At 62.6% G+C, this 13,320-nt stretch carries 11 protein-coding genes; 5 read left to right on the top strand and 6 right to left on the bottom strand.

The genetic code is table 11. The annotated features are described in order from the left end of the window. A partial coding sequence (locus tag QZ501_RS12310; RefSeq protein ID WP_295719844.1) for a 1-acyl-sn-glycerol-3-phosphate acyltransferase occupies positions 1-1,115 on the bottom strand: 1,115 nt, incomplete at its 3' end. A 113-nt stretch (positions 1,116-1,228) separates the two neighbouring features. On the opposite strand from QZ501_RS12310, the gene nudC reads away from it, so the two are divergent. After that, a complete protein-coding gene (gene nudC / locus QZ501_RS12305) occupies positions 1,229-2,020 on the top strand; it encodes an NAD(+) diphosphatase (RefSeq protein WP_295719842.1) in 792 nt (263 codons plus the stop codon). Then, a complete protein-coding gene (gene murI, locus QZ501_RS12300; protein WP_160898538.1) occupies positions 2,020-2,883 on the top strand; it encodes a glutamate racemase in 864 nt (287 codons plus the stop codon). The genes nudC and murI overlap by 1 nt, the downstream gene beginning before the upstream one ends. On the opposite strand, the gene QZ501_RS12295 is transcribed toward murI, so the two are convergent. The 3 genes from QZ501_RS12295 to QZ501_RS12285 all read right to left on the bottom strand — a co-directional run bounded on the left by QZ501_RS12295 (position 2,811) and on the right by QZ501_RS12285 (position 6,929). Continuing rightward, on the bottom strand, positions 2,811-3,818 hold the full coding sequence (locus tag QZ501_RS12295) for a DUF2156 domain-containing protein (protein ID WP_151441278.1): 1,008 nt from the start codon (positions 3,816-3,818) through the stop codon (positions 2,811-2,813). The two genes, murI and QZ501_RS12295, sit on opposite strands and share 73 nt — an antisense overlap. Positions 3,819-3,849: 31 nt before the next feature. Further along, positions 3,850-4,503 carry a class I SAM-dependent methyltransferase gene (locus QZ501_RS12290; protein ID WP_151441277.1) on the bottom strand — a complete coding sequence of 218 codons (654 nt, stop codon included), beginning with the start codon at positions 4,501-4,503 and terminating at the stop codon, positions 3,850-3,852. Between the two features lie 275 nt (positions 4,504-4,778). After that, positions 4,779-6,929 (bottom strand): EAL domain-containing protein, encoded by a 2,151-nt coding sequence (locus tag QZ501_RS12285; RefSeq protein ID WP_160898536.1) that lies wholly within the window; start codon positions 6,927-6,929, stop codon positions 4,779-4,781. A 286-nt stretch (positions 6,930-7,215) separates the two neighbouring features. Between QZ501_RS12285 and QZ501_RS12280 the strand changes: the two genes are divergently transcribed. From QZ501_RS12280 to acs, 3 genes are all read left to right on the top strand, one after another. Next, positions 7,216-8,448, top strand: a complete 1,233-nt coding sequence (locus QZ501_RS12280; protein WP_160898535.1) for an AAA family ATPase — start codon at positions 7,216-7,218, stop codon at positions 8,446-8,448. 116 nt (positions 8,449-8,564) lie between these two features. Then, positions 8,565-10,103: a fatty acyl-CoA reductase gene (locus QZ501_RS12275; protein ID WP_151441274.1), complete on the top strand. Its 1,539-nt coding sequence runs from the start codon at positions 8,565-8,567 to the stop codon at positions 10,101-10,103. A gap of 73 nt (positions 10,104-10,176) precedes the next feature. Further along, positions 10,177-12,120, top strand: coding sequence for an acetate--CoA ligase (gene acs / locus QZ501_RS12270; protein WP_160898534.1), 1,944 nt, complete (start codon positions 10,177-10,179; stop codon positions 12,118-12,120). 77 nt (positions 12,121-12,197) lie between these two features. On the opposite strand, the gene QZ501_RS12265 is transcribed toward acs, so the two are convergent. Then, entirely contained in the window at positions 12,198-12,647 is a 450-nt protein-coding gene (locus QZ501_RS12265; RefSeq protein ID WP_151441272.1) for a YaiI/YqxD family protein, read from the bottom strand. After that, positions 12,644-13,320, bottom strand: a 677-nt coding sequence (locus tag QZ501_RS12260) for an MFS transporter (RefSeq protein WP_363174784.1), incomplete at its 5' end; no start/stop codon positions are given. The genes QZ501_RS12265 and QZ501_RS12260, both read right to left, overlap by 4 nt.

Here is a 13,320-nt window from a genome sequence, read left to right as displayed (position 1 = left end):
TCATTGAATACCGCCGAATACAGCGGGTTGTCGCGGAAGCTTCGGCGCATGAAAAAGGCCCCGCCCCGGCGCAGCAGCGGGCCCACAATGGGCATGTTCAGGTTGATTCCCGCCGCGATGTGCGGCGGCATGAGGCCGTTCTTGTAGAGGACGAACGACAGCAGCAGGTAGTCGATGTGGGAGCGGTGGCAGGGCACATAGACAACGGCGTTATCCCGCGCCGCTTCCTGCGCGGTTTCGATGTTGTTCACCCGGATACCGTCGTAGAGTCGGTTCCAGAGCCAGCCCAGGACGACTTCGAGAAAGCGGATGGTGACCATCGAGAAGTTCGAGGCGATCTCGTGGGCGTACTTGAGGGCCCGCTCCTTCGCCCGTGCCTGGTGAATGTCCTCGTGCTCCGCTGTCTCGCGGATGGCGTCCTTCACCGGCTGGCTTCGCACCAGTGAGTTCACCAGTGTGCGCCGGTGGGAGAGGTCGGGGCCGATCACGGCCTGGCGGACGCGCCGGAAGTGCACCCGCAGGATGCGCGCCAGTTTGCGCTGGGCCACGGACTCGCTGCGCGCTTCACTGACGGCTTCCTGGAGTGACAGTGGCCGGTTGAACTGGACAAACAGATTCCGGCCATGCATGAGGATGGTGAAGAATTTCTGCAGTGGGCCGGTGACGGACCAGCTGTCCGAGAGCATGATCTTGAGCAGGGACTTCTCTTTGTCCGGCGAACGGCCCCAGAACAGGGAGACGGGTACAATCTGGACATCCTTGCCGGTACGGCATCCCTGGGTGACCAGCGCCTCGAAGCGTTCCGTGGGAACCGGTGTCTGGCGGAGCCGGCGGAGACCACCCCGGCGCTGGTAGAGAAAGAAGAAGGAATGCTTCAGGCCCTCGCCCAGGGGCAGCGGTCGCTCGGCCCGGGGCAGACCGGCGCGCTTGAGTTCCTCTTCCAGCACCAGCCGGCTCGACAGGGAGCTGTACTGCAGCACGTAGCAGACGGGCTTTTCCGGATCCAGTCCGAGCTGCTCCCGGTCGGCACCCAGAACACGGCTGCGCACCCACAGGTAGATGAGTCTGCGCAGAAGGGTCAGGATCAGGTTTCCGGGGCCTTTCAGGAACGCCATGCCTACTCCGTTCGGGGTCCGTGGTCGAGTCGGGGACAAGTTTACGCCTCGCGGGGCAGTCGGCAAAGTCCCGTTGCTTGCCGCCATGGCAGGGGCTGATTATAGTGCCCTGCATGGACACTCTGACCGACTTCGTTGCCGATCCCTGGGCGGTTGCCACTCCGGAACGTGAGCGCGTGGCCGTTTTCAGTGACGGGCTGGACCTCTATCCTGCTGCGGAAGGGGGGCTCTTCCACAGTACTACTGCGCTTCCAGACAGTGTCGGGGAGCTGCTGCCCGTGGGCTGTCTGGGCCGGGACCGGCTGTACGTGGCGCGTGCCAGCGGCGTTGAGGGGCAGAGTCTGCGTTCGGTCTATCCCAACGCCTCGCCGGCCGAGCGGGCTGCCCTCGGCGCGGCCCGGCAGCGGCTCCAGTGGGTGCAGGATCATGCCTTCTGTGGCCGCTGCGGGGGTCCCACCCAGTGGTATGAGCACGAATACACGCTCTACTGTGCTCACTGTGATCACCGCCACTACCCGCGGGTCTCGCCCTGCGTGATCGTGGCTGTCCACGACGGGGACTGGCTGCTGCTTGGTCGCAGCCCCCGCCACCCACCGGACCTGTGGACCCTGATTGCCGGTTTCATCGAGCCGGGAGAGTCAGCTGAAGCGGCGGTAGCACGGGAGGTCCAAGAGGAGACCGGCGTTCAGCTGGCGGACGTCCGCTATCACGGTTCCGAAAGCTGGCCGTTTCCCCATCAGCTGATGCTCGGTTACAGCGCCCGGTTCGCAGGCGGCCCATTACGTCGCGCCGAGGATGAGCTGGTGGCACTGGAGTGGTTCCACCGGGATTCGCTGCCCAGGGTTCCGGGAGATTGGACCATTGCCGGGCGGTTGATACAGGCCTTCAGCCAGGGGCGTGCCTGATGCACCAGAGCTGTCCCCGGATCCTGCTGTTTGACAGCGGCATCGGCGGGCTCAGTATCGCGGATGCGATCCGTCTCCGGCTGCCTGATGCGGACATGGTCTATGCTGGAGACAATGCCGGCTTCCCCTATGGGGATCTGCCGGAGCATGAGGTGGTGGCACGCTGTGTGGCTCTGGTGGAGAAGGCACTGGCCCGGTGGCCCTGTGATCTGGTGGTAGTGGCCTGTAATACCGCCAGCACCGTCGTGCTGCCCATGCTGCGCTCCCGGCTTCGCCTGCCGGTGGTTGGTGTTGTGCCGGCCATCAAACCCGCCGCAGCACTGAGCCGCAACCGGCGGCTGGGGGTTCTGGCAACGCCGGCCACCGTGGATCGGCCCTATCTGGCGTCGCTGATTGATGAATACGCCGCGGATTGCACGGTGCTGAGGCTGGGCAGTTCCGAGCTGGTCCGGATTGCGGAAATGGGGCTGGCGCAGGGGTGGGTGGACGATGAACAGGTCCGCGCCATACTGCAGCCCCTGGCGGCTGGCGATCCGGATACGGTGGTGCTCGGGTGCACGCATTTCCCCCTGATCCGGGAGGCACTGGCGCGGGCCATGCCGGGCGTGAGGCATTGGGTGGATTCCGGGGATGCCATTGCCCGACGGGTCGTTCAGCTTCTGGATGAGACTACAGGCGATGGAACCGGCACCGGACAGGGGAGCAGCACTTTCCTGTTCACCGCGGAACCCCCGGCGGGGCTCCGGCACTGGCTGGAAGTAAGCCAGCCCGGCACCCGCGGGGGCGGCCCTCAGATCAGCCGCGTCAACCTGAATACCGCCAGAAACTCCAGCATCGGCAGCGCGGGCTTGTGGCAGCAGTAGGTTCTCTCGATCTCACCCCGGAACCGTGACTTCGTGAACTCCAGTCCCCTGAAGTTGTAGAAGCGGTTGCCGTGCCTGTACACGCCCCGGCAGAGACTCTTGAGAATGCGGCTTTCCTGCGGTTCCGTTTCCTCGGATAGGTGCAGGGGGATCAGACCCAGATCGAGACGTGGCACACCTTCCGCCTGGAAGGTTTCCATGGCGTGCGCCATGATGGTGTAGAAAATCCCCTGCCGGAAATTGGCATTGGCCCGCGAGATGTTCGGGACGTAGCTGACGATCTCATTGCGCTCGTAGACCGGGTCGAAGTAGATGAACCCAACGGCCTTACCGTCCTGATAGGCATAGAAGTGGCGTTCGTTCTCCCGGTACTCCATGTCCATGGGCCGGATCAGGAAGCGGATCTCCTGGCGCTTGCACTGGCGGGTGCGGATCCAGGCGTCCGAGATTTCGCGGGTATGGTCATCACTGAACCGTTCCTGGACGGTGATGCCGGCTTCCCTCGCCTGATTGAGGGCGGTGCGGATGACCTGTTTCTTCTTGCCCTTGAGCGACCACTGGCTCAGGTCCACCCGCGATTCCGCACCAAACTGCGTACCGTAATAACCGAAGCGCTCGTGCAGGACTTCCATAACCGGGCGGGAGACCTGTACGTAGCAGACGTTCGAAACCCGGCGCTCAAACCGTGAAAGCATCAGCTCCCGGTCTTCCGGAGCACAGACCGGATCCGAGAGCACGAAGTTCAGCCCCCATTTCTTCATGTAGCCGATGTAGCCAACACCGGGCACATCGAAGTAGTGCATGCCGGGCTGCAGTGTCGAGAACGACTGCGAGTGGGAGCCGTACTGCTTGAGCAGTGCCACCCGCTCGGAGAAGCTTATGGGACCTTCCGGGATGTCCCGGAATCCGTCGAGCACCAGGGTCTGCTGCGTCATGGCTGGACTCCTTATTGTTATACGTGCTTCCTCAGCCGCGCTTCTCGGCAAGAATTGACCAGTAGCAATGGATGTTCAGCAGTGAGAAGCGTTTCTTGTCGCGGATTTCCAGGCCCAGACTTTCCAGATAGGCCGGGTAGTTGTAGATGCCGTGAAAGGCGTTGTCGGTGAACAGCCAGAAGAAACAGGCGGCGATGTACCAGTAGCCTTTCTTGAACAGGCGGGCCAGGGGGTTGCCGCTGGGGTAGATGAAATCCCCCACCACCAGCTGGGCCCGGGGTTTGCCGAGACTGACCAGGTGGCGCAGGACCTCGATCATGGTCGGGCGGTCGAACACATTCAGGAAGAAATTGGCGACCACCATATCGTACTGTTCGTACTCGGTGACCTTCATGATGTCGTCGTGGACCGTCCGGACATGGAGGTGGGGCGCCTCTCTGGCCAGCAGCTCCCGGAACCTGTTGAGCATGGTTTCCGATACATCCACAACCGTAACGTCGGCGCCGAGTTCGGCCGCGTGCAGGGCGTCCCGGCCATGGCCAACACCGGCTACGAGGACACGATCCCCGGGACTGACATTCCCGGAATGGAGCATGGCCGTCTTGCACTCATCGATGCTCCTGCCGCTGTAGACGCTGCTCAGGAAATCATAAACGGGGCCGACGATTCTGTATTTGTCCTGCATGGTCCGCACTGCCAGTCCTGAATGGGGTTTTGGAGGCCGTTCCGGCCACCGGATTCAGGAACCATGCTATACACATCCGGCCAGGGTCTCTGTGGAACAGACCGCAGTTTCCGGTTGCACGAGTTAACGAAAAAACCAAAAAATGCAACTTGAATCAGATATCTGATCTGATCGTTCGACAACTGGGCGCGAAGTTCTGATGTTTCCGGCATTGATTGTTCCGGAAGGCCGGGGCCGGATAGCCGTCGTCGGGTAAGGGAAAGGTCGTGTGCCGGTCAGATGACGCTGTAGTACACCGGTTCCGGTGAGGCGTCCGAGAGTGCGAGTTCGTCCCTGGGCCGGGCCTCACTGAAGTAATGGCCCTGGACACTGTCGCAGCCGAGTTCGCGCAGGTAGGCGAGCTGGTCCCGGGTTTCCACACCCTCGGCCACGATATCGAGCTGGAGTCCGCGGGCCATGGCGGTAATGGCGTTGACAATGCAGGCGCCTTCCTCGCCGTGACGGATGCTGCGCACGAAGCTCTGATCCACCTTGAGCGTGTGGATCGGCAACCGGTGGAGGTAGTTGAGGGAGGAATAGCCAGTACCGAAATCATCGATAGCGATCCGGATGCCGTAGCTTGAGAGCTGGTCCAGCTTGAGGCTGATCTGCTCCAGATCGCTGATGATCATGTTCTCGGTGATCTCGATCTCCAGGCGCTCGGGAGGCAGGTCATAGTGCTCCAGCCTCTGGAGTAGAAGATCCACAAATCGAGGATGCTCCACCTGCATGGGGGAGAAGTTGACCGACAGCCGGACATCCTCTTCCGTATTCTTCAGCCATGAACCCATCTCGCGGCAGGCCGTGGCCAGAACCCATTCACTGAGATCACCGATCAGGCGGGTCTCCTCGGCCAGTGGCAGGAATTCCCCCGGCTGCAGCAGGCCACGCGTGGGATGCTGCCAGCGTACCAGAGCCTCAAGTCCGCGACAGAGCCCGGTGCGCAGGCAGATCTGGGGCTGGTAGAAGACCCGCAGTTCACCCGCCTGGAGGGCGCGCCGCAGGTCGCGCTCCATACCGAGGCGGTGGGTGGTGTTCACGCTCATGGATTCCGTGAAGAACTGGTAGCCATCCTTGCCCCGGCCCTTGACGTGGTACATGGCCACATCCGCCTGCTGGATCAGTTCCTCAAGCTTGCTTCCTGACTCGGGGTAGAGGGCAATGCCGATGCTGACGCCTACATAGACCTCGTGCTCACCGAGCTTGAACGGGCTCCTGAGCGCCTCCATCAGCTTGCGGGCGATGGTGCGGGCGTCGTCGGCGTGCCGGATCTCGGGCAGCAGCAGGGTGAATTCGTCGCCGCCAAAGCGTGACAGGGTGTCCCCCTGGCGCAGGCAGCCCTCAAGGCGCTGCGTCACGGCCTGCAGCAGCCGGTCGCCCATGGCATGGCCGAGGCTGTCATTCACCACCTTGAAGCGGTCCAGATCGATGAACATGACCGCCAGCTTCTGGTTGTTGCGCTCCGCCTGGGAAATGCTCAGGCCCAGACGGTCCTTGAACAGGGCCCGGTTGGGCAACCGGGTGAGCAGGTCGTGATAGGCCTGGAAGTTGATGAAGGCCTCGGCTTCCTTGCGTTCGGTGATGTCGCGGGCCGTTCCGTAGATCTGGAAGGCGGCCTCACCGGGGGCGCCGGATTCGTCCTCCATGGGGAACGCGGTGATCTCGAAATGCCGGTTGCCCCGCGCACTGCCACGGGATTTGAGTCTGAGCTCGATGGTCCGCGGGTTGTCGGCGCTGATGGTGGGGTCCCGGAAGGCCCAGTCCACCCGGCCCACATCCTGCTCTTCGATCAGGTGGCGGATATGCCGGCCTTCAAGGTCTTCTGGGCGGTAGCCGAGCAGGGATTCCACCTTGCTGTTGAGGAACCGGAAGTGGCCGTTGCGGTCCAGGATGAACACGATGTCCGGTGAACTGTTCACGATGCAGCGGTGCAGCTGCTCGGACTGGCGCAGCTGTGTCTGAGCCTCCTGGTGACACTGTTCCAGCTGCCGCGTCTCCAGCACGCTTTCGACAGTTGCGGTCAGTTCCTCACTGTCGTAGGGCTTGCGTAGATAGTCATAGGCACCGCGCCGCAGGGCACGGCTGATGGCATTGAAAGAGGTGTCGCCGCTGATGACCACCACGGCGCTATCGATGCCGCGACGGTCCAGAAACGCCATGACCTCATGCCCGCTGATATCCGGCAGGCGGAGATCCAGCAGTACAAGCTCATACCGGCCCCTGCCGAGTTTCTGGCAGGCATCATTGCCGTTGAAGGCGGTCTCCGGGTGGTAGCCCTGGTGTGCGAGCAGGTTATGGAGGCTGCTGCAGACCGCTGTGTCGTCATCGACGATGAGCAGAGGCGTCCCGGCTGTTTCAACCTTGTTATCGTTATTATCTGGATCCATGACGGAAGACGGCCCGATCGGATTCAGGGTTCAAGTCTAGCCGGTGATGGACGATTGTGCGCCCTGCCTCTCCGAAACTTTGAACCCGGTCTCACTTTTTATGCTAGGAAGCCTAATCCATTTGTCCGGGAAATGAAAGATTTGTAGCTGTCAGTTCAGCATGCACTCCAACAAATACGCCGAACAGTCTGGTTGTGCCCCTGCTTCAGTGCGGGGCGGGACTGTCCCGGACTGGTCAGCCGGCGTACAATGATCCGATGCGGTTGGCAGTATCTGCGGTGTCGGAATGAATCATAACAACAGCTCCAGCGCAGTTGACCGCCCGGAATCCGGTTCCCGGGTCCCGCTCACCCTCGCGATCACCGGGGGCAAGGGTGGTGTGGGCAAGACCCAGGTGGCTCTCAACCTGGCTCTGGTCCTGGCGCGCCAGGGCTATCGTACGCTGCTTCTGGACGGCGATGTGGAACTCGCCAACGTGAACGTGATGCTGGGGGTCTATCCCGGCATGACGCTGGAGCACGTGGTGCTGGGGGAGCGGACCCTGGATGAGGTGCTGCTACCGGTCACCGAGAATCTGGATCTGCTGCCAGGAGCATCCGGGGTGCCGGGGTGCCTGGAGCTGGACAGCGCACGGCGCGAAGATTTCCTGGCGCAGCTCAGGACGCTTGAGCAGGGCTATGACCGTGTCATCATCGATACCGCTGCTGGCCTGAGCACTCCCGCGCTGCACATGGTCGCCGCCTCCCATCTGGCGGCGCTTGTGATCACGCCGGATCCGACGTCTCTCACCGATGCGTTCTCCCTGGTCAAGGTGCTTCACCGCAAGGGATACCGGCGCACGCCCAGTGTCATCGTCAACATGGCACGCGGAGCTACCGAGGCACAGACCGTCTACCGCCGTTTTTCGACCGCTGTCTCCCGGTATATCGGCGTCCAGCTGCACTATCTGGGCGCCATCTGGCGGGACGAGACCATAGCCCAGTCCATCAGCACCCAGCGTCCCGTCGCGATGATGGATGACAGTGACCCTTCCTGCCGCCAGTTCTGGACTCTGGCCGACATGCTGGCGGTGCGCTGCTCCCAGGGCGTCGCGCCGGCCAATGGGTTTGCCCGGTATTGGGGACGGCTGGTCCGCCGGCGCCACCAGCAGCGCAGTGAACAGCAGCCACAGAAGGCGGTGGCGACTGGCAGTAACCGTGAATGGCTTGCCTCACTGGGTGAGCGCCTGCACCGTTCCCAGGGCGATCCGCTGAGCCGGTACCGTCTGATTACCGGGATACTCGAGACCCTCGGGGAGTCCGTGGACGAGGATGCGGTGGAAGCGCTCCAGACGGGCCTGGCGGCGATGAACTGGGAAGAAGCTCCGGTCACGGTGCGGCGGGCCGCCTCCGAACATTTCCGGCAGCTGGCGCGGGTTGTGGCTCCGCCAGAGGGGTTGCGGCCGGAGGAGGGCAGGGCGCTGGGCGCCGGGGCGGACGCCTCGGGAGAGCCGGCTACGGAAGACTCTGGTCCGGGGTAACCATCCCTTTACTGATTGCGGGAAAGCGATCACGTTTCAGGGGGTGATCAGATCCTGCTCAATGTTACACTCAGGTCTTGACCGCAACCCCGAGACTCACTTTCAGGGAGGTGACCATGGAATCGGAACAGGCCAATGCCGCAGCCAGTGAGTCCAGTGTGCTCGGTGAACTCCAGGGCAAACGGGTACTGATCACGGGTGTGACGGGGTTCGTCGGCAAGGTGGTGCTGGAGAAACTGATCCGTGCGGTGCCGGACATCGGTGGCATAACGCTGCTGATACGCGGCAATCGGCGTCATGGCACCGCCAGCGAACGGTTTGCAAACGAAGTGGCGACCGCCTCCGTCTTTGACCGGCTGCGTGTGGACGAGCCGGAGCGGCTGGATACCTTTCTGGACAGCCGGATCCAGTGCGTGACCGGCGAGATTACGGAACCCTGCTTTGGCATGACCCGCGCCCGCTTCCAGGAACTGGCGGCGGAAACCGACGGTGTCATCAATGTGGCTGCGAGCGTGGACTTCCGTGAGCCGCTGGACCAGGCCCTGGCGATCAACGCGCTGAGCCTGCGTAATGTCACCGAGTTTGTGCAGGAGGCCGGGGACATACCACTGGTGCAGGTTTCCACCTGCTACGTGAACGGCTACAACCGTGGCCACCGCCACGAGGAGCTGGTCACACCCGCCGGTCGGGGGATCACCCGGGACCCGGACGGGACCTGCCGTGTCGAGGATCTGATCGTCACTCTCCAGGATCGTATTGCGGATCTGCGCAGCCGCTACAGCGGGCAGAAACTCCAGGAGGAACTGGTCAATCTCGGGATCCGGGAGGCCAACCGTCTTGGTTGGAACGACACCTATACCCTGACCAAGTGGATCGGCGAGCAGCTCCTGGCCCGCAACCTGCGTGGTGGCTCGGTAACCATTCTGCGCCCCTCGATTGTTGAGAGCACACTGGAGGAACCGGTACCCGGCTGGGTCGAGGGTGTGAAGGTGGCGGATGCCGTCATCATGGCCTATGCCCGGGGCAACGTCATGTTCTTCCCCGGGCGCCGGCGGGGCGTGATCGACGTCATCCCGGCGGATCTCGTGGCCAATGGCATCATCCTCTCGCTGGCGGAACAGTTGCAATCGCCGGGTCGGCAGCGCATCTACCAGTGCTGCAGTGGCTCATCCAACCCGCTGCGGCTGGATGAGTTCATCAACCATGTCATGACGGAAGCCAGGGAAAACCATCAGGCCTATGACCACCTGTTCTACCAGAAACCGAAGCTGCCTTTCCTGGCTGTGAACCGGCGCCTGTTCAATACCGTCAGCTGGGGTGCCGGTATTCCGGTCAATGCGGTCCGCCGGGGGCTTCAGTGGCTGGGTCGTGATGCCGAGCTGAAAACGGTAGAGCATTTCCAGACGACCATGAAACTGGCTACAACTTTCGGTTTCTATTCCTGCCCGGACTACACCTTCCATAATGACCGGCTGCTGGAGATGGCGCAGCGGATGGGGGATGAGGACCGCCGACTCTTTCCCGTGGATGCGCGGCGTATCAACTGGCGCCGCTATATCCGCAGTGTGCACCTGGCCGGCCTTAACGGGTATGCCCTGAAGGAACGCAAACTCTACCGGATGAAACAGCGCCGCAACCGCCGGCGCGTTGCCTGATTGAACGGCGCTGGTGGCAAGCGCCGTTCAGCTGTCATACAGTCATGGTATCCCCCACCGAAGGAGAACCGCCATGGCTGCGGACAGTGTCTATCCCATCAGTGATTCCATGAAGAACGCCCATATCAACAGGGAGCAGTACGAAGCCATGTACCGGGAATCCATTGAGGATCCTGATGGTTTCTGGGGCAGGCATGGTAAGCGCATCGACTGGATGCGCCCCTACACGAAAGTCAAGAACACCAGTTTTGACCGCAACAACCTCAGTATCCGCTGGTTTGAGGACGGCACCCTCAACGCCTCGGTCAACTGCCTGGACCGCCATCTGGCGGACAAAGGCGATCAGACGGCGATCATCTTCGAGGGGGACGAGCCCGATGTCTCCCGTTATGTGAGCTACCGCGAACTGCACGAAAAGACCTGCCGCTTTGCCAATGCCCTGAAAGGCCTGGGCGTGAAAAAAGGGGATGTGGTGACCCTCTACATGCCCATGATCGTGGAAACCGCTGTGGCCATGCTGGCCTGCGCCCGCATCGGCGCCATCCATTCGGTGGTTTTCGCGGGTTTTTCTCCCGAGGCGCTCGCGGCACGCATCGGCAACGGTGGCTCCCGCTTCGTGATCACCGCGGACGAGGGCGTTCGGGGTGGCAGGCGCATTCCCCTCAAGAGCAATGTGGACCAGGCGCTGGAGGAGCCGGCGGCCAATGTGGTCGAACGCGTCGTCGTGCTGGGTTATACCGGTGGGGCCATGCAGTGGCATGACAGCCGTGATGTGGATTTCAACGGCCTTATGGAAGAGGCGGAGCCCTGGTGTGAGCCCGAGGAGATGAACGCCGAGGATCCGCTGTTCATGCTCTACACCTCCGGTTCAACCGGGGCCCCCAAGGGGGTGCTCCACACCACCGGAGGCTACATGGTCTACACCAGCATCACCCACGAGTACGTGTTCGACTACCGACCGGGGGATGTGTTCTGGTGCACCGCCGACGTGGGCTGGATCACCGGGCACAGTTACACGCTGTACGGCCCACTGGCGAACGGCGCCACGACCCTGCTTTATGAGGGCATCCCCACCTACCCGGATGAATCCCGTCTCGGGCGGATCGTCGACAAACACCAGGTGGCGACGCTCTATACCGCCCCCACGGGCATCCGTGCGCTCATGGCGGGCGGTGATCATGTGATGGATGGAACCTCCCGGGCCAGCCTGAGACTGCTGGGAACCGCCGGTGAGCCCATCAACCCCCAGGCCTGGGAATGGTTCTACCGGGTGATCGGTAACGAGCAGGCACCGATCGTGGACACCTGGTGGCAGACCGAGACCGGTGGGGTGATGATCGGGCCATTGCCCGGGGCGATGGAACTCAAGCCCGGTTCGGCCACCCGTCCCTTCTTCGGGGTTCAGCCCGCGCTCTTCGACAGCGAGGGTAATGAACTGGAGGGCGCCACAGGCGGCAATCTGGTCATCAAGGACAGCTGGCCCGCCCAGATGCGCACCATCTTCGGGGACCATGAACGCTTCATCAAGACCTACTTCAGCACCTATGACGGCGTTTACTTCACCGGTGACGGCGCCAAGCGCGACGAGGATGGCGACTACTGGATCACCGGCCGTGTCGATGACGTGCTCAATGTCTCCGGCCACCGGCTGGGTACCGCGGAAGTGGAGAGTGCTCTGGTGGCCCATGACAAGGTGGCCGAGGCGGCGGTTGTGGGGTATCCGCATGACGTCAAGGGTGAGGGGATCTACGTTTACGTCACGCTCATGAAGGGGGAGGAACCCACGGATGCGCTGCGTGATGAGCTGGTGCAGTGGGTGCGCCAGCGGATCGGCCCCATTGCCACGCCGGATGTGATCCAGTGGGCGCCGGGGCTGCCCAAGACCCGCTCGGGTAAGATCATGCGCCGTATTCTGCGCAAGATCGCCTCCAACGAGACGGACAATCTGGGCGATACATCGACTCTGGCTGACCCGGGCGTGGTGGATGAGCTCATGGAGTACCGGGCTTTCCGCTGAATGCAGTGCAGTACCTGCCGCAGCTGGAGCCCCTTGCCATGGATGTTTTCCAGCGTTGTCTGGACAGCCTCTGAGGGTTATGTCTTCTGTTGTTGCAGCCAGCGGTCCAGCTGGTTGCCGAAGGCCTGCTTCTCACGCTGACCAAGTGGGGGCGGGCCACCGCTCTGGATGCCGCTGGCGCGCATGGTGTCCATGAAGTCGCGCATGTTCAGGCGGCTGCGGATGCTGTCACGGGTGTAGAGCTCGCCGCGGGGGTTCAGGGCGGTTGCGCCCTTCTCCATGGCCTCTGCAGCCAGCGGGATGTCGGCGGTGATCAACAGGTCGCCGGATTCGATAAGACGCACGATCTCATTATCCGCTTCGTCATAGCCGGAGCGCACCTGCATGTGTTCGATGCTGGGCAGTGAAGGAGCAGGAATCGGTTGGTTGGCCACCAGGACCAGCCGCATGCCGGTCCGCTTCACCGCCCGGTAGAGAATCTCCCGTATGGGCACGGGGCAGGCGTCGGCATCCACCCAGATCGTCATACCGCCATCTCCTTTGCGCGTTTGACCGCAGCCGGGGCCCCGGCTGCCAGCAGGACACAGCCCGTTGAACAGGCTGCCATGACCAGCACGATCGGCACCAGTGAGCCGCCGCTTATGGCGGCTGACCCCGCACTGATGAGACCCGCAATGGTGAACTGGGAGGCGCCCAGCATTGCCGAGGCGGTGCCGCCCAGCCGCGGGAAGAATTCCAGTGCATTCGCCATGTTGTTGGGAACCAGGGCTCCCATGCAGCCCGTGGCCACAATGATGCAGGCGGCCACCGCCCAGTAGGGGGCACCGGCCAGGGCACAGGCCACCAGGAGTGCGATAGCTGTGGCCTGGATGAACACATAGACCCGCAACAGGAGGACCCCCTGGAAGTGCAGCAGCAGCCGTCGATTGACCAGGCTGAAGACGGCCATGGCCCCTATGTTGGCGGCGAAGAGCGCCGAAAAGAGAGTGTTGGAGAGGCCGAACCATTCCTGGTAGATGAAGGAGGCGTTGGTGATGAACACCAGCATAGCGCTGAAAGCCAGGGCCTGGAGCGCGACGAAGCGCATGGTGGCAGGATGCCTGAGTACCAGCAGGTAGTTGGTGACCAGTGTATGCACGGGCGTACGATCGCGTTGCCTGGGCGTGAGCCGCCGGAACAGCGCAAAGTGCAGCAGCAGTG

The sequence above is a fragment of the uncultured Halovibrio sp. genome, assembly GCF_913056445.1.
In the GTDB taxonomy this organism is placed as follows: Bacteria; Pseudomonadota; Gammaproteobacteria; order Pseudomonadales; family Oleiphilaceae; genus Halospina; species Halospina utahensis_B.
This window is presented reverse-complemented; position numbering and strand designations above follow the sequence as displayed.